Genomic DNA, 15958 nt, shown 5'->3' on the forward strand with positions numbered 1-15958 from the left:
GAACGGCGGACGGCCGGTACCCGCGTAACGCCCGATCGAATGAGCCTGATCGCTCGCGCCCTGTCCGCGGTCTTGCGACCATCCCGTGCTCGGACAGCGGCTTGCGGGTTGTGCGGGTCCGCGGGTTGCGTGCGGCGGCCGGCGGGGAACGGCCTGGTTGAAGCTGCTACGCGGAGAATGTCCCTTTTAGTCAAATCCAGGGGTGCGAGGGCGGGACCCGGTCCGTCCCGGCCGGTCTCTCCGGGGCACGTCCCACCTGGGTCTTCACGCGGTTGTGTGCGGGATCGCCGTCGCGCGGCAGTGAGTTCGGCCGCGACAGCGACCGTCCGAGGCGCCGGCGGTGGATGGCCGCCGGGTCGCGCGGCGGGTCGGCGCAGCGCTCCGGATCGCGAACCCAAACCCGACTTCAACCCAACGGGCGGCGGATTTGCTCATCCGGGCGCTCCGTGCCGTCAGGATGCCTCGGGCGTGCCGGCCCGCGTTCGGGTGCCGGGCATGGTGGCCCGAGCCGCGGGCGAATGGGCCGTCGCGGGCCGCCGGGGCTTCCTCGTCCGCTGCGCCGTTCGTCGACGGTGATCGGTTCCTGTTTGCGAATGCGCAGGTAGTACGTCCGCTGACGGCTATCGGGACAGGATCTAGACCACGTCTGATGTGAGGTGCATCACTGTGTCCTATGTATTCCTGTATATCAAAGGGCGTCCGGCAATCACTGGTGCCAAGGCGGGGAGTGCTTACAGCCTGTGATTCTGTGATTCCTGCCGGGAATACCCCTTCCGTGAGCCGGTTGACAAAGGTCGCCCACTCTCGCCGTCCTGGTCGGTGTGCTGATGGGACGTGCTGAGGGGACTTGTAGGTCGGCTCGCTACAGTTGTCCGACGTCGGACGCTTTCAGGCGGGTGCGGGCCGGGTGTCAATCGATCGCGGTCCGCCCTTGTCGCGCGCCGTCCGTCGCGGACCAGGCATCGAAAGAGCGACTCGCTCACCCCGCATACGAGGCGCCCAACCCCGGGGCGTCGGACGAGAGGACTGGATGCTCCGGAATTGGCCCATCCGCTCGAAGCTAGTGGTGATTCTCATCGTCCCGCTGGCCGCGCTGGCCGTGCTGAGCGCGATACAGGTGCGCGGGGACGTCGACAACGTCCGGGCCGCGGGCCGCATCGAGGCGCTCGCCGACTTCTCGATCAAAGGTAACAACCTGGTCCACGTGCTTCAGCGGGAGCGCTATGCGACCAACTCTTACGTTGGATCGAACTTCCTCATCCCGATGCTGGGCCAGCAGGCTGTGGATGCCCGCAAGCCCGTGGACGACGCCCTCGCCATCTACCTGGCCGACGAGCAGGCACTGCCCGCGTCCGCGCGCGACGCCCTCGGCTCGACACTGAGTTCCATCCGTACGCATCTCGACCAGCTCGGCGAGCACCGCAAGCAGATCGACGCGCACCAGACCGAGATCGCGTCGAACGGGGCCTTCTACAACGAGGCCGTGAACGAGCTGCTGCTGCTCAACGCGCGGATCGCGGCCGGTAGCTCGGACGCCAAGCTGGTCAACGGCTCTACCACGCTGGCCGGTATCGCCCAGGCCAAGGAACAAGCCTCCCAGCAGCGTGGATCCGTCGCCCAGATGCTCTCCATGGGCAACCCCACGCCGCAGATGCTGCGTGCTCTGCTGGCCTACGCCGGTGCCGAGACCGCCTGGACCGAGCAGTTCCGCTCCACGGCGACGCCGGCCGAGCTGGAGCTGTTCACGAACACGGTCGGGCGCTCTGCCACCGGCGTCAACCAGATGCGCGACGACGTGGTCAACAGGTTCAGCGGGCAGCAGGCTCCCGACGTCGGCCTCGAGGCCTGGCGGACCGCCGCCGACAGCAAGATCGCGCAGATGCACGACGTCGAGGTGCAGATCGCCAACGACCTGGCGGCGACAAGTCGCGACATCGCCTCGACGGCCTCCCGGGACGCCCTGCTCGGAAGCATCGGCGTGGCGATCATTCTCGTGCTCTCGGTCGTGATCTCACTGCTCGTCGCGAGCCCCATGATCGGTCAGCTCCGCCGGCTGCGGGGTGGCGCGCTCGACGTCGCCAACGACCGGCTGCCCAGCGTCGTCGAGCGGCTGCACCGGGGTGAGCCCGTCGACATCGACGCGGAGTCCTTCCCGGTACCCGCGACCAGCAAGGACGAGATCGGCCAGCTGGCGGAGGCGTTCGCCACGGTGCACGAGGTGGCGGTGCGCACCGCCGTCGAGCAGGCCGCGATGCGCAAGAGCATCGGGGACACCTTCCTCAACCTCGCGCGCCGCAGCCAGGCCCTGATCCACCGCCAGCTGAAGATCATTGACGCGCTGGAGCGCAAGGAGACCGACCCGGACGAGCTCGAGGAGCTGTTCCGGCTCGACCACCTCGCGACCCGTATGCGGCGCCACGCCGAGGACCTCATCGTCCTCTCCGGCTCCAAGCCCGCCCGTGGCTGGCGCCGGCCGGTTCCGATCAAGGACGTCGTCCGCGGTGCCGTCGCCGAGGTCGAGGACTACACCCGGGTCAAGGTCCTGCCCATCACCGGTGGCGCCGTCTCCGGCCACGCCGTCGGTGACGTGATCCACATGTTCGCCGAGCTGATCGAGAACGCGACCTCCTTCTCGCCCCCGCACACCCCCGTGCAGGTCGCCGGGCACCCGGTCTCCAACGGCTTCGTGGTCGAGATCGAGGACCGCGGGCTCGGGATGAACCAGGAGGAGATCGACGCGCTCAACAACCGGCTGGCGAACCCGCCGCCGTTCGACCTGTCGACCAGCGAGCGGCTGGGCCTGTTCGTGGTCAGCCGGCTGGCGGAGCGGCACGACGTCCAGGTACGGCTGCGGCCGTCGCCGTACGGCGGCACGATGGCGATCGTCCTGCTGCCCGCGACCCTGCTGCGCGCCTCCGACGACAAGGGCGAGGACAGCGGCCCGCGCGAGTTCGCCGCGGTCGGCGCGTCGAGCGTCGGCGCCCAGGGCTCGGACCTGGCCGGCTCGCTCAACGGCACCAGCGAGCGGGTGGGGGCCGGCGCGTCCGGCCCGGAGAGCAACGGCCACTGGGCGGGAAACATCCCCGGGGACACCCTGGACGCGGCGGCGCTGTCGACGGCCGGAGCCGTCAACGGTGCCGGCCCCAGCACCGACGAGACGCTGATCGACGACCTCCCGGTCTTCGCCACGGCGCGGTCGAGCTGGTTCGTGGCGGAGAAGCCCCGTGGCAGGAACCGGACAGACGACGAGGGGGACGACGACGGGCCGATCCCGCCGCGCCGCCCCGGCGAGCTGACCGGTCCGACGCGGCGGGCCGAGCTCCCGCCGTCCCAGGACGGAGCCGGCTACCCGGAGGACTCGGGGGACGCGGGCTGGTCCGACGGACGGTCCGACCCGTCGGCCTCACTGTTCGGCCCGCCTCCGGGCGGCGGCGAGTTCGGCGGCTCGCTGTTCAGCGCTCCGCCTGACACCGGTCAGTTCAGCGGCTTCGGTCCGAACGGCTTCGGTGACGGCGGCGGCTACGGTGACGCGGGCTTCGGTGACAGCGGCGGCTACGCCGGCGGCTTCGGTGGCGGCGCGACCGATGTCGGCGCCAACGGCATGGCCGGCAACGGATCGGGTGGCTTCGCTGACTCGGATTACCACACCGCCGAGTTCAGCCGGTCCGGTTTCGGCACCGGCGGCGGCTTCGGGAACGACAGCGGTCACGGGAACGACGGCGGTCACGGGAACGACGGCGGTCCCGGGAACGACGGCGGCCTGGGGCAGGAGACCGGCGACGGCTTCGGCTCGGCCGGTGGTTTCGGTTCGGGTGACGGCTTCGGTTCGGCTGACTCCCAGCCCGGGGCCGGGCTGCCGTCCCGCTCCCGGACCGGGCGGGCCTCGGGCGACTACGCCCGCGCCGACTACACGCCACCGGGCCAGCAGGGCCCGGCCGGGGACGGGACCGGCTACCGCGAGCCCCGCGCGGACCGCGGCCAGGAATTCGGCCGTCCCATGCGGGAGAACGGGTACGGCGGGGCGGAACAGGCCTACCCCGGACGCCAGGACGGCGGCATCGGCGACGGCGCCTTCCGCCGCTCGGCCCGGTCGTCGCACCCGGGGCAGTCCACCGGTGGGGGCTCCGCCTACCCCGGGGCCAACCCGCCGCCGGCGGCGCCGCCGTTCGACACGGCAGCCGCCGCGGCGGAGGAGTCCGCCGACGACGGTCTCGACGAGCTCGGCCTGCCCAAGCGGCGGCGGCGCGCGAACCTGGCGCCGCAGCTGCGCCGGGAGAACGCGGACGCGGGCCGTTCGTCGCTCGCCGCGGGCCCTCGTTCACCCGAGGAGATCCGCAGCATGATGTCGTCCTTCCAGGCCAACTTCGGCCGTGGGATTGAGGACGGAACGGTGTCCAATGACGGAGATGATGTGAGGAAGGTAACCTGATGCGTCCGCTGGGGCCGTCGGAGAACATGAACTGGTTGCTCAACAACCTGGTCAAGAAGGTCCCCGAGGTCACCTATGTGATCGTGCTTTCTTCGGACGGTCTGCTGCTTGCGACCTCGCGTGGAATGGACCGGGCCACCGCTGACCAGCTCGCCGCGGTGGCGTCCGGATTCAACAGCCTCGCCCGGGGCGCCGGCCGGTTCTTCGGCGGCGGTAACGTTCGGCAGACCATCGTCGAGATGGAGGCGGGATTCCTGTTCGTCACCGCGGTCGGTGACGGCTCGTGCCTGGCTATTCTCAGCAGCCCGGGCGCGGATATCGGTCTCATCGCCTACGAGATGGCGCTGCTGGTGACGAGGGTGGGTGAGTTTCTGACGCCGGAGCTTCGCGCCGAAATGCAGTCGGCGCTGCCGATTTAGGACCTGTCCGAATGCACGCGCGGTGGCGCGTCACCGGTTTCCGGCCCGTTCCCCACGGGCTGGAACCGGTGACGCGTCCACCGCGGGCAAATGACGATCCCAGGCAGGAGGACCGCGGTGTCAGGGGATGAGGAATGGTTCGACGACGAGGCCGGGCCGGTGGTGAGGCCCTACGCCGTCACGGGGGGGCGCACCCGTCCCAGTAACCGGACCCTGGATCTGGTGGCCCTGGTGTCCACCTCTCCGCAGGGGCGGGCCATCGCGACCACGCTGGAACCGGAGCAGCGTGCCATAGCGGTGCTCTGCCAGCGGCTCCAGTCCGTCGTCGAGATCTCCGCCCGACTCAACCTCCCAGTCGGCGTGGCACGTGTGCTCGTCGGCGACATGCTCGACGCCGGGCTGGTGAGTGTGCACCGGCCCGAACGAACGTCGGACCGCCCCAGCGTGGCGATTATCGAAAAGGTGCTCAGTGGACTCCAGGCTCTCTAGGACCCGAGCGGCCGATACACCGGCGCCGCATCCGGTAAAGATCATCGTTGCCGGTGGTTTCGGAGTCGGGAAGACGACGTTCGTCGGCGCCGTGAGCGAGATTCCCCCGCTCACCACCGAGGCCGCGATGACGTCCGCGAGTATCGGTGTTGACGACACCAGCGCCGTCGCCTCCAAGACGACGACGACGGTGGCCATGGACTTCGGTCGAATCACCCTGGTCGACAGCGTGATTCTCTACCTGTTCGGGACCCCCGGCCAGGACCGCTTCTGGTTCATGTGGGACGAACTCGTCCTGGGTGCGATCGGCGCGATCGTGCTCGTCGACACCCGACGTCTCGCCGACTCGTTTCCCGCCATCGACTACTTCGAGGAACGTGACATCCCGTTCCTCATCGCCCTGAACCACTTCGAGGGCGCGCGCCGTTACCGCAGCGAGGACATCCGCGCGGCGCTGGACCTCGACCCCCGCCGGCCGATGGTGCTGTGCGACGCCCGCCAGCGGGAGTCGGTGCGCCAGTCGCTCATCGCGTTGGTCCGCCACGCCCTGGAGGTGGTCTCCGCGGAGAGCCAGCGACCGGGACTGCCGACCGGCTCACGGTGAACGACACCGCGCGTGCCGCCCCAGCGCCCGCGGACCATCCGCTTCGACCTGGGAAGGGGATCTTGCTGGAGCTTCTTGGTCTCGACGACGTCACGCTGTCGGCCTACCGGTTGTGGCTGAGACATCCCGACATGGATGTCGACGGGGTGGCCACGGCGGTGGGGCAGGCGAACGACACAGTCCGCCGGTCACGGGACCGGCTCGTCGAGCTGTCACTGCTGTTGCCCTCCACCGAACACCCCGGCCACCTGGTCGCCGTCCACCCGGAGGCCGGTCTGGAGCATCTGCTCCAGGCTCAGCACGAGGCACTCATCCGCCGCCACGAGCGGCTTGTCCGGGCACGGGCGCAGGTGAGCACGTTCGTCTCGGAGTACCTGGACAACCGGCCCGGTGGGGACGGCGCGGAGGTCGAGCACATCGACAGCGCCGACCAGGCCCGGGCCGAACTGCTCACCCTTGTCGGCCGGGCCGAGAAGGAGGTGCTCGCGCTGCACACCCGGCGCGGCCGCCCGCCGGCGTTGACCGCGGAGGTTCTCCCGGTCGAGCTGCGGGCGCTGCAGCGCGGTGTGGCGATGCGCAGCGTCCTCCCACGCACGGTCAGCACCGACGAGACGGGTGTCGGCTACGTCCGCACGGTCGCCTCGCACGGCCTGGAGGCCCGGCTCGCCGACGACCCGCGCATCGACGCGACGACCGTGGACGGCCGGGTCGGGCTGGTGCAGTTCGTGCAGCACGGCACCGACCCGCACGCGCTGATCGTGCGCTCGCCCGCGCTGGCGAACCTGGTCACCATGCTGTTCGAGCAGGTCTGGGACAGCGCCGAGCCGCTGGCCGCGGAGGCCGACGGCGACCTGGAGAGCCCTGCGGACGACCGGCCGAACGACACCGAGCGGCTGCTTTTAAGGCTGCTCAGCCTGGGTGTGAAGGACGAGGCAGCGGCCCGCCATCTCGGGGTGTCCGTCCGTACGGTGCGTCGGATGGTCGCCGACCTCATGACCCGCCTGGACGCCCGTAGCCGCTTTCAGGCCGGGACGGTCGCGGCCCGGCGGGGTTGGTTGTAGCCGCGTTGTGATCAGTTGGTCGGATCGTTGGCAGTAGATGGTCAGGGCAACTTCCTGCCACCCGGAATGCCGGACAGAAGTTCCGATGGGCCGCATGATTCCGATGAGCAACCGGAATTACGTATAACTGGCGCGGACCACCACAGCAGGAACCGGCCAGGTGGCTTCGCCGACCGGCGAACGCGTGAGACCGGTCACTTGCGCGTGTCGGTGCCGAGTGCATCCGGTACGGCCGGTGCCTTCGGGTCGATCCGGCCCTTCGGTAGCGGTCGGCCGTGTTCGAACACGCGCGGCGCAGCGTGTTCATCGTGACTGGCGAAAGAGGAGATCGAGTGCCGACGGAATCCGGCTCGGTTCCGAACCAACGCACGACCAGCCAGCGGACGCTGATTGTCGCCCGGATGAACCCCGAAGACGCTGGTGCGGTCGCCGACGTCTTCGCGGAGTCGGACGCCGGCGAGCTTCCACATCTCGTCGGCGTCGCCCGGCGCGACCTTTTCCGTTTCCACGGGCTGTACTTCCATCTCATCGAGAGCCGGGCGGACATCAACGGCACGCTGCCGCCGGTTCGGGAGCACCCGCTGTTCGTCGACGTGAACAGCAAGCTCGAGAAGTACATCGCGGCGTACGACCCGCAGACCTGGCGCGGCCCCCGGGACGCGATGGCCGACAGTTTCTACACCTGGGTGGCCGATCAGAACGGTCCCTGAGCCCGCGCCCGGCCGCGCCGGCGCGGGACCAGGTTCCGCGCCGGTCCCGGGGCTCCGCCTCCGCGCGGCCGGCCGCCGCAGGACGAACGGGCCGTCCCGACCTTCGTCGCATGCGCAGCCATCCGCCCCGCGCGGCTGGTGGCCCCGCCGTGCCCGCAGGCCGCCCTGCCCGAGCCCCGGACGCCGCTGTCCGGGCCGGGTCCGCCCGCCCGCGGCCAGCGGTCCGCCGGCCATCCGCTCCCAGCCCCCCGAATGCAGGTCACCGTGGTTTCGGGTGCCCTGGGTTCAGGTCGCCCGGTCTCCGAAGCGCTGTCTTTCGAGCTTACAGGCTGCCCGAGTTTCAGAGATTGATGTCACAACCGTATCCCGCGGACGCGGGAATGGTGAGAAGGGAACGCAGATGCCCCTGCAGTGGACCGCCGACGAGCTTCTCGACTTCCTCGTGGAGCAGGCCGGCCTGCCGCCGGAGGACCGTCCGGCCGAACTCGGCGTGACGTTCACCGACATCGGTCTGGACTCGCTCGCCTACCTGCAGCTCCAGGCCGAGGTACAGGAGCGGTTCGGCGTCGACCTGCCGAACGAGGCGCCGGAGGGATACACCCTCGCCGACATCCTCACCACGGTGAACAGCGCGCTCCTGCAGTCCGAGGTCGCCTGAGACTCCCAGGCCGAAACCATTTCCCTCCAGTGAGCGAACCGGAGAAACACATGAGCGGGCACACCGACAACTCGATCTTCATCGATGCCGACATCGACCTCGTCTGGTCCATGACGAACGACCTGGAGTCCTGGCCGTCGCTGTTCACCGAGTACGCCTCGGTCGAGATCCTCGAGAAGGCCGAGAACACCTTCAAGTTCCGGCTGACGATGCACCCGGACGAGAACGGGACGTCCTGGAGCTGGGTGTCCGAGCGCACCCTCGACCCGGTGAACCACAAGGTCCGCGCCTACCGGGTGGAGACGGGGCCCTTCGAGTACATGCACATCGAGTGGACCTACCTGCCCGAGGGCACCGGCACCCGGATGCGCTGGGTGCAGGACTTCCAGATGCGCCCGACGGCACCGGTCACCACCGAGCAGATGACCCAGCGGATCAACACGAACACGCCGCGCGAGATGGCGTCCATCCGCGGCAAGGTCGAGGCGGCGGCCAGCGCCGCCGCGCCGGCAGCCGACCAGGTCCAGGTTCCCGAGCAGGTCTGAGGAGATAACGGTGAGCATCGCAACCCCCGCACCCCTGACGGTCCCCAAGGTCCTCTCGATCCACGACGTGCCGGCCAACCGGCGCCGCGGCGGTGACATCCGCACGCTGCTGTCCCCGGCGACCGTCGGCGCCAAGTCCGGCTTCCTGGGAACTCTCACCCTGCAGCCCGGCGAGGTGGTGACCGAGCACTGGCACCCCTACTCCGAGGAGTTCCTCTACTGCGTCACCGGCGCGGTCACGGCCCGCCTCGACGGCGAGCACACCGCCCTGCCGGCCGAGCACGGCCTGCTCATCCCGATCGGCATGCGGCACCGGATCGTGAACACCGGCGACGACGTGGCCTTCCTCGTCTTCCACCTCAGCCCGCTCGCGCCGCGGCCCGACCTGGGGCACGTGGACACCGAGCCGCTGCCTGAGCAGTCGCAGCAGTGAGCAAACCCACGCAGCGGTCGCGGCCGGACGACGCTCACGGGCCGGCGTCACGGGACGGGGGTCCGCGCCGCACCGCGGTGACCGGGGTCGGCGTCGTCGCCCCCGGTGGCTCGAACCGCAAAGAGTTCTGGACCCTGCTCACAGACGGCCGCACCGCCACCCGCCGGCTGTCCTTCTTCGACCCGTCGCCGTTCCGGTCGCAGGTCGCGGCCGAGTGCGACTTCGACCCGCTCGCCGCCGGCCTCACCCGCCAGGAGATCGCGCGCAACGACCGGTTCGTGCAGTTCGCGCTGGCCGCGGCCGCGGAGGCGGTGGCCGACAGCGGGTTGGACCTCGGCCTCGGTGTCGGCGGCACCGAACGCGAGCCGGGCGACGGGCCGGTCGTCGGGGTGAGCATGGGCAGCGCCGTCGGGGCGACCACCCGGCTCGAGAACGAGTACGTGGTCGTCAGCGACGGCGGGAAGCACTGGGAGGTCGACCCGCGCTACGCGAGCTCGTTCCTCTACCACGCGCTCGTGCCGAGCTGCCTGGCCACCGAGATCGCCTGCCGCTTCGGCGCGCACGGCCCGTCGTTCGTGGTCTCCACCGGGTGCACCTCCGGCATCGACGCGGTCGGCTACGGCCACCAGCTCATCGTCGACGGCGAGGCGGACATCGTGATCGCCGGCGCCTCCGACGCGCCGCTCTCGCCGATCTCCATCGCCTGCTTCGACGCCATCCGCGCCACCTCGGCCCGCAACGACGACCCCGAGCACGCCTCGCGGCCGTTCGACGCCAGCCGCGACGGCTTCGTGATGGGGGAGGGCAGCGCCGTGCTGATCCTCGAGGAGCTGGAGTCGGCCCGGGCCCGCGGCGCGCACATCTACTGCGAGGTCGGCGGGTACGCCTCGCGGTCCAACGCTTTCCACATGACCGGCCTGCGCCCGGACGGCGTCGAGATGGCCGAGGCCATCCGCATCGCCCTGGACCAGGCGCGGCTCGACCCGTCCGCCGTCGACTACGTCAACGCCCACGGGTCGGGGACGAAGCAGAACGACCGGCACGAGACGGCCGCTTTCAAACGGTCGCTGGGCGCCCACGCCCACGAGGTGCCGGTCAGCTCGATCAAGTCGATGGTCGGCCACTCCCTCGGCGCGATCGGCTCCATCGAGCTCGCGGCCTGCGCGCTGGCGATCGAGCACAACGTGGTGCCGCCGACGGCGAACTGGTCGACCCGCGACCCCGAGTGCGACCTGGACTACGTCCCGAACACCGCCCGCGACCACACGGTGGACGCGGCGCTGTCGGTCGGCAGCGGGTTCGGCGGGTTCCAGTCGGCCATCGTCCTGACCTCGGCGGACCGGGCATGACCGTCCTCGACACCGCGCCGTCCGGGACGGCCGGCCCGGCCCGGCCGGCCGCGGGCGCGGTGCGGCCGGTCATCACCGGGCTCGGGGTCATCGCGCCCAGCGGGGTGGGCCTCGACGCGTACTGGGCCTCGACGCTGCGCGGCGAGCTGCGCGTCGCGCCGATCACCCGCTTCGACGCGAGCCGCTACGACACCCGGATCGCCGGCGAGGTCCCCGACTTCGCCGCCGAGGAGTTCGTCGACCACCGCTACCTCGTGCAGACCGACCGCTGGACCTGGATGGGCATGGCCGCGTCCAAGCTGGCGCTGGCCGACGCAGCCTACGACCCGGCCGAGCACGACCCGTACGAGACGTCGGTGGTCTTCGGCAGCGGCTCGGGGGGCAACGACTTCGGCCAGCGGGAGCTGTCCCGGCTGTGGACGCGGGGGCGCACCGCGGTCAGCGTCTACCAGTCGATCGCCTGGTTCTACGCGGCGACGACCGGCCAGACCTCGATCCGGCACGGGCTCAAGGGCCCGTCGGGCGTCCTCGTCTCCGACGGCGCCGGCGGCGTCGACAGCCTCGCCCAGGCCCGGCGGACCATCCGGCGCGGCACCCCCACGGTGCTCGCCGGCGGCGCCGAGTGCGGGCTGACGCCGTACGCGCTGACCTGCCACCTCAGCAGCGGCCGGGTCAGCTCCGCGGCGAGCCCCGCGGACGGCTACAAGCCGTTCGACGTCCGCGCCAACGGTTACCTGCCCGGTGAGGGCGGGGCGACCCTGCTCGTCGAGGACCCGGCTGCCGCGGCCCGCCGCGGCGCCCGCGTCTACGGCGAGATCGCCGGCTACGCGGCCACCCACGACGGCGCGCACCACGAGCAGGCGCCGGCGGACTCGCGCTGGCTGGCCGCGGCGATGCGCCGCGCGCTCGCCGACGCGGAGCTCACCCCCGCCGACGTCGACGTCGTGTTCGCCGACGGCGCCGGCTCCCCGGACCTCGACGCGCTGGAGGCGGAGGCCATCCGGGCCGTCTTCGGCGCCGGAGCGGTGCCCGTCACCGCCCCGCAGGGGCTCATCGGACGGCTGTGCGCCGGCGGCTCCGCCCTCGCCGCGGCGACCGCGCTGCTGTCGATCCGCGACGGGGTGATCCCCGCCGTGGGCAACCTCGACGAGCCCGACCCCGCCCACGGCCTCGACCTGGTGCGCTCGCCGCGTGAGGGCCGTGTCCGGGCCGCGCTGGTCAACGCGCGCGGCCACGGCGGGTTCAACAGCTCGCTCGTCCTGCGGGCGGTCGACACCGACTGACCTGCCTCTCCGGCGCGCCGACGACGCCGTCGGCGCGCCGGGGGATCCCGGGTGGCCAAGGCCACCGGAACGTTCCAGACTCACCTTTCGAGAGGATCACTGATGTTCCCAGACCTGGCCGGCAAGCGTGCCCTGGTCACCGGCGGCACGCGCGGTATCGGCCGGGCCGTCGTGCTCGGGCTCGCCCAGGCCGGCGCCACCGTCGTGGTCGGCCACCAGCGCCAGACCGAGGACGCCGAGAGCCTGCGCCGCGAGCTCAAGGACACCGGCAACGATCACCTGCTGGTGCAGGCCGACGTCGCCGACCCGGCGCAGATCACCGAGCTGGTGTCGGCGACCGGCACCCACCTCGGCGGCCTCGACATCGTCGTGAACAGCGTCGGGACGATCAGCCACATCCCGTACGCCGACCTGCCGCTGGACGCCTGGACGCAGGTGCTGACCACCAACCTGACCGCGACCCACCTCGTCACCCAGGGTGCGCTGCCGCTGCTCGGCGACTCCGGGACGGTCGTCAACATCGGGTCCGGCGCCGGGCTCGTCGGCGTGCCGCTGCGCGCCCACTACACGGCGGCCAAGACGGGCCTGATCGGCCTCACCCGCTCGCTGTCCAAGGAGCTCGGCTCCAAGGGCATCCGGGTGAACCTGGTCTCGCCGGGCGTCATCGAGACCGACCAGGCGGCCGGCATGCCCCCGGCGGCGCGCGCCGCGTACACCAACCGCATCCCGCTGGGCCGGCTCGGCGAGGCCAACGAGGTCGCCGCCGTCGTCCTGTTCCTCGCCAGCGACGTGTCCAGCTACGTCAACGGCGCCACCTTCACGGTCGACGGAGGAATCTGATGGGCCACCCCCAGCCGTTCCGCATCATGCTGACCATGCACATCCACCCGGGCCGCGAGCAGGAGTTCGAGCAGACCTGGCTGCGGATCGGGGACGGCGTGACCAGCCACCCGGCGAACCTCGGCCAGTGGCTGATCCGCTCCGAGGACGAGCCGAGCACGTACTACATCATCAGCGACTGGGTGGACGAGCCGAAGTTCCGCGAGTTCGAGCTGAGCCCCGGGCACCTGGAGCACCGCAAGATCCTCCACCCCCTGCGGGCCAGCGGCTCGATGGTCACCGGGACCGTGCTCACCCACCTTGTCGGCGCGGCGGCCGAGTGATCCGCCGCAAGAAGAAGGCGGATGCCCCGCCGGAGACCGACCCGCAGGAGACCGCCTCAGCGGAGTCGGCTCCAGCGGAGTCGGCCGCTGCGGAGTCGGCGACCGCGGAGCCGGCTGTGGCCGAGTCGTCCACTGGCGAGTCGGCTGTTGCCGGGTCGCCCGCGTCCGGCCCGGTCGAGGTCGAGGCCGAGGCCGAGGTCGAGGCCGAGGTCGAGGCTGAGGCCGGTGACGGTGGCCGGGTGCGGGTGATGCTGTGGGCGGTCGACCCGGCCGAGGATCAGGGCGCGGTCGAGCGGGCCTACCACGAGATCAGCTCCAAGCTGGTGGGCACGCCCGGCCTGCTCGGGAACCGCCTGCTGCGCTCCGCCGCCGAGCCGACGAAGTTCGCCGTCGTCAGCGAGTGGGCGAGCATGGCCGAGTTCGTGACCTGGGAACGCGGGGCGGACCACAAGCCGGCCACCTCGCCGCTGCGTCCGCTGCAGGACCCGGCGATGCGCGCGACCATCTTCACCGAGGTCGCCGCCTACGGCCCGGACGGCCCCTTCACCGAGCCGGACGGATTCTGAACCGCGGCTAATTCGAGCCGGCGCGAGTCGGCACGTTCTGGCGGCGTGCGGGAGCCCGGCTCCCGCACGCCGCCGGGCTCCGTCCTGACTCAGGCCCGCGCGTTCGGTATTGTGCTGCTGGCCGCAGCACAATGCCTGCTATACCGACGGCGATCACTTTCGGGTTCCCAACGTGGCCGTGGTCGCGGCCTGTGCCCGGCGGCGGTCCACAATTCCCGGACGGTCACTGCCGAGCCGACTGCGCCCACCGCACCACGCCGCTGGCCGTCAGTCCGCCCAGTGCCCGTTCGCCGGTCCCGTCCAGCTGGCCGGGGCCCGTCGGGCCGGGACGGCTGGCTCACTTCGCCCGGAGCCGTCTGGAGCCGGCTGTGGTGCGGACGCTCGTCCAGAAGGCGTCGAACAGGGCGTCCGAGCGGTGCCGCGCCTCGTCGGCCCGGGTGGCGATCTCGGCGCGCAGGGCGGCGGCGTCGACGCCGTGGCCGCGCAGCCACGGCTCGAGTCCCTGCTCCCGCCACCCGCGGACCCACCCCTCGAAACTGGCCGGCGTGATCTCGGGATGGAACTGGACGCCCAGGTGCGGCCCGGAGCGGAACGCCTGCGGGGCGTCCGCGGTCCAGGCGATCTCCTCGGCGCCAGGCGGGACGTCGAAGGTGTCGAAGTGGAACTCGAGCCATGGGCCCGCGGGGACGAGATCCGGCGCCGCTGTCGTCACCGAGCGCCAGCCGAGCTCGGGGCGCGGCGCCTGCCGCACGGCGGCGCCGAGGGCGCGGGCGAGCAACTGGCCGCCGAAACAGATCCCGAGCACCGGTGTCCCGGCCTCGACCGCGGCCCGCAGGTAGGCGAGCTCGGACGACAGCCAGGGCACGGTGTCGTCGTAGGCGGACTTGTCCGAGCCCATGACCACGACCAGGTCCAGCGACCGCGGCGAGGGCGGCGGTGAGCCGGAGGTGACGAGGGTGAAGTCGATGCCGTGGTGGCGCAGCCGGTCGCCGACGCTGCCGATCTCGGCCACGGCGGCACCATCCGTGACGTCGTGCACGATCACCACCGCCCGTGGCGGCGTGCCGGCCCGGATCGCCTTGTCGGAGCCCAGCGTGTTCTCGACGCTCACAGTGTTCCCGACGGTACGCCACGTGCTCGTGGACGGCTCAGAACCAGATCCCGATCGGGACGCCCCGGTCGTCGAGCTGGCCCGGCCCGGGGTCCGGAAGGCAGCCGGCGGTGCCGGTCGCGATGCGGTGTGCCGTCCAGGCCGCCGCCGCGGCGTCGAGGACGTCCACCGGCGGCACCGTGTTCGCCGCGCCGAGGTCGTCGGGCAGCGCGATGCCGGCGCCGGCGAGCAGGGTCCGCCGGCGGGCCGCTCCCGCCCAGGTCGTCTTCGCGAAGGGCAGCGGCGCGCCGGCCATCGCGCCGAACGCCAGCTCGGGGTGCACCTCGTGGAGCGCGCCGGGGCGCTCGGCCCGCAGCGCGTCGGCCTCGAGGACCTTCGGGCGCAGTCCCCATGCCTGGCGGGTCAGGCCGCCGCCGGTCATCGCCCGGCACAGCGCGTTCGCGTCCGTGAACTCCTCGACGGCCCAGACCGGCCGCGGAGGCACGAGGAAGACACTCGCCCGGCGCGGCCCGGCCGCGGCCCGCGCCACTCGGTCACATTCCCGCCAGCCGTCGGCGAGTAGCCCCAGCGGCATGTCAACGGCGATCATGCCGAAGGCCTGGCCCGTCGAAGCCGTCGGGTCGGCGGCGTTGGCCGGGGTGGCGGGGCCGGCCTGGTCCGTCGGGTTGGTGAGGTCGGTGATGTCGCGCAGCGCGGTGGCGAAACGCGCGCCGGTGAAGGCGCCGCCGGTCAGCTCGACGGCCACCCATCCGCCGGGGCAGGCGTCCACCCCTAGTACCCGAACACCTGCGACCGGCATGGGCCCATCTCACTGTCCGCGAGAGCGGCCCGCGCAGGCGACGCACCTGGCCGTGCACCTCCTCGACGTCGCCGACCGGGAGCTGTCGGAGCTGTTCGGCGAGCTCACCGGCGACGAGGTCGACAAGTTCGCCCGCTGTCGCTGGTCGGGTGGGCCTTTCGGGATGCCGGTGCTGGCGGGCCCGCGTGCCTGGTTCGCCGGGCCCGTGATGACCACCGCCGAGGTCGGTGACCACACGGCGTTCGTGATCGATCCGGTCGCGGGGAAGTTCCACGGTCCGCTGCGCCAGCTGGGGTTCCAGGACGTGCGCGACATGGAACCGGGCCATCCCGCCTGACG

General features: G+C 71.6%; 17 protein-coding genes. 15 read left to right on the top strand and 2 right to left on the bottom strand.

Translation table 11 applies throughout. The features are described from left to right. Positions 1-1030 precede the first annotated feature (1030 nt). From FRANEAN1_RS11710 to FRANEAN1_RS11775, 14 genes are all read left to right on the top strand, one after another. Positions 1031-4429, top strand: coding sequence for a nitrate- and nitrite sensing domain-containing protein (locus tag FRANEAN1_RS11710; RefSeq protein ID WP_020459982.1), 3399 nt, complete (start codon positions 1031-1033; stop codon positions 4427-4429). Continuing rightward, positions 4429-4848 carry a roadblock/LC7 domain-containing protein gene (locus FRANEAN1_RS11715; RefSeq protein WP_018505681.1) on the top strand — a complete coding sequence of 140 codons (420 nt, stop codon included), beginning with the start codon at positions 4429-4431 and terminating at the stop codon, positions 4846-4848. Before FRANEAN1_RS11710 ends, FRANEAN1_RS11715 begins: the two co-directional genes overlap by 1 nt. Before the next feature lie 117 nt (positions 4849-4965). After that, positions 4966-5337, top strand: a complete 372-nt coding sequence (locus FRANEAN1_RS11720; protein ID WP_020459983.1) for a DUF742 domain-containing protein — start codon at positions 4966-4968, stop codon at positions 5335-5337. Continuing rightward, a complete protein-coding gene (locus FRANEAN1_RS11725; RefSeq protein WP_020459984.1) occupies positions 5318-5941 on the top strand; it encodes an ATP/GTP-binding protein in 624 nt (207 codons plus the stop codon). Before FRANEAN1_RS11720 ends, FRANEAN1_RS11725 begins: the two co-directional genes overlap by 20 nt. A 62-nt stretch (positions 5942-6003) precedes the next feature. Then, positions 6004-7002: a LuxR C-terminal-related transcriptional regulator gene (locus FRANEAN1_RS11730; RefSeq protein ID WP_020459985.1), complete on the top strand. Its 999-nt coding sequence runs from the start codon at positions 6004-6006 to the stop codon at positions 7000-7002. Positions 7003-7334: 332 nt separating this feature from the next. Then, positions 7335-7712: a TcmI family type II polyketide cyclase gene (locus FRANEAN1_RS11735; RefSeq protein WP_020459986.1), complete on the top strand. Its 378-nt coding sequence runs from the start codon at positions 7335-7337 to the stop codon at positions 7710-7712. Between the two features lie 400 nt (positions 7713-8112). Next, positions 8113-8370, top strand: coding sequence for an acyl carrier protein (locus tag FRANEAN1_RS11740; protein ID WP_018505686.1), 258 nt, complete (start codon positions 8113-8115; stop codon positions 8368-8370). Between the two features lie 50 nt (positions 8371-8420). Then, positions 8421-8915: an SRPBCC family protein gene (locus tag FRANEAN1_RS11745; protein WP_020459987.1), complete on the top strand. Its 495-nt coding sequence runs from the start codon at positions 8421-8423 to the stop codon at positions 8913-8915. Positions 8916-8925: 10 nt separating this feature from the next. Next, positions 8926-9348, top strand: coding sequence for a cupin domain-containing protein (locus tag FRANEAN1_RS11750; RefSeq protein ID WP_020459988.1), 423 nt, complete (start codon positions 8926-8928; stop codon positions 9346-9348). Positions 9349-9425: 77 nt separating this feature from the next. After that, positions 9426-10697 carry a beta-ketoacyl-[acyl-carrier-protein] synthase family protein gene (locus FRANEAN1_RS11755; RefSeq protein ID WP_041255781.1) on the top strand — a complete coding sequence of 424 codons (1272 nt, stop codon included), beginning with the start codon at positions 9426-9428 and terminating at the stop codon, positions 10695-10697. Further along, positions 10694-11980, top strand: coding sequence for a beta-ketoacyl synthase N-terminal-like domain-containing protein (locus FRANEAN1_RS11760; RefSeq protein WP_020459990.1), 1287 nt, complete (start codon positions 10694-10696; stop codon positions 11978-11980). Before FRANEAN1_RS11755 ends, FRANEAN1_RS11760 begins: the two co-directional genes overlap by 4 nt. 102 nt (positions 11981-12082) lie before the next feature. Then, on the top strand, positions 12083-12820 hold the full coding sequence (fabG, locus tag FRANEAN1_RS11765; RefSeq protein WP_020459991.1) for a 3-oxoacyl-ACP reductase FabG: 738 nt from the start codon (positions 12083-12085) through the stop codon (positions 12818-12820). Then, positions 12820-13143, top strand: coding sequence for an antibiotic biosynthesis monooxygenase family protein (locus FRANEAN1_RS11770; RefSeq protein WP_018505692.1), 324 nt, complete (start codon positions 12820-12822; stop codon positions 13141-13143). The genes fabG and FRANEAN1_RS11770 overlap by 1 nt, the downstream gene beginning before the upstream one ends. Before the next feature lie 248 nt (positions 13144-13391). Next, positions 13392-13709: an antibiotic biosynthesis monooxygenase gene (locus FRANEAN1_RS11775; protein WP_041255782.1), complete on the top strand. Its 318-nt coding sequence runs from the start codon at positions 13392-13394 to the stop codon at positions 13707-13709. A gap of 337 nt (positions 13710-14046) precedes the next feature. Here FRANEAN1_RS11775 and FRANEAN1_RS11780 read toward each other — a convergent pair whose 3' ends face one another. Then, entirely contained in the window at positions 14047-14820 is a 774-nt protein-coding gene (locus FRANEAN1_RS11780; protein WP_020459993.1) for a type 1 glutamine amidotransferase, read from the bottom strand. A 37-nt stretch (positions 14821-14857) separates the two neighbouring features. Then, positions 14858-15619, bottom strand: coding sequence for a DUF429 domain-containing protein (locus tag FRANEAN1_RS11785; RefSeq protein WP_041254045.1), 762 nt, complete (start codon positions 15617-15619; stop codon positions 14858-14860). Between FRANEAN1_RS11785 and FRANEAN1_RS11790 the strand changes: the two genes are divergently transcribed. Next, complete coding sequence (locus FRANEAN1_RS11790) at positions 15618-15956, top strand: flavin reductase family protein (protein WP_020459995.1); 339 nt, start codon at positions 15618-15620, stop codon at positions 15954-15956. The genes FRANEAN1_RS11785 and FRANEAN1_RS11790 overlap by 2 nt on opposite strands. Positions 15957-15958: the final 2 nt, after the last annotated feature.

The sequence above is a fragment of the Parafrankia sp. EAN1pec genome (genome assembly GCF_000018005.1).
In the GTDB taxonomy this organism is placed as follows: Bacteria; Actinomycetota; Actinomycetes; order Frankiales; family Frankiaceae; genus Parafrankia; species Parafrankia soli.

What these genes read in the sequence shown, in the direction of transcription:
- FRANEAN1_RS11760 (WP_020459990.1), top strand. Translation starts at nt 10,694, where the DNA reads ATGACCGTCCTCGACACCGCGCCGTCCGGGACGGCCGGCCCGGCCCGG.
- FRANEAN1_RS11785 (WP_041254045.1), bottom strand. Translation starts at nt 15,619, where the DNA reads ATGCCGGTCGCAGGTGTTCGGGTACTAGGGGTGGACGCCTGCCCCGGC.
- FRANEAN1_RS11740 (WP_018505686.1), top strand. Translation starts at nt 8,113, where the DNA reads ATGCCCCTGCAGTGGACCGCCGACGAGCTTCTCGACTTCCTCGTGGAG.
- FRANEAN1_RS11770 (WP_018505692.1), top strand. Translation starts at nt 12,820, where the DNA reads ATGGGCCACCCCCAGCCGTTCCGCATCATGCTGACCATGCACATCCAC.
- fabG (WP_020459991.1), top strand. Translation starts at nt 12,083, where the DNA reads ATGTTCCCAGACCTGGCCGGCAAGCGTGCCCTGGTCACCGGCGGCACG.
- FRANEAN1_RS11775 (WP_041255782.1), top strand. Translation starts at nt 13,392, where the DNA reads ATGCTGTGGGCGGTCGACCCGGCCGAGGATCAGGGCGCGGTCGAGCGG.
- FRANEAN1_RS11710 (WP_020459982.1), top strand. Translation starts at nt 1,031, where the DNA reads ATGCTCCGGAATTGGCCCATCCGCTCGAAGCTAGTGGTGATTCTCATC.
- FRANEAN1_RS11715 (WP_018505681.1), top strand. Translation starts at nt 4,429, where the DNA reads ATGCGTCCGCTGGGGCCGTCGGAGAACATGAACTGGTTGCTCAACAAC.
- FRANEAN1_RS11745 (WP_020459987.1), top strand. Translation starts at nt 8,421, where the DNA reads ATGAGCGGGCACACCGACAACTCGATCTTCATCGATGCCGACATCGAC.
- FRANEAN1_RS11790 (WP_020459995.1), top strand. Translation starts at nt 15,618, where the DNA reads ATGGGCCCATCTCACTGTCCGCGAGAGCGGCCCGCGCAGGCGACGCAC.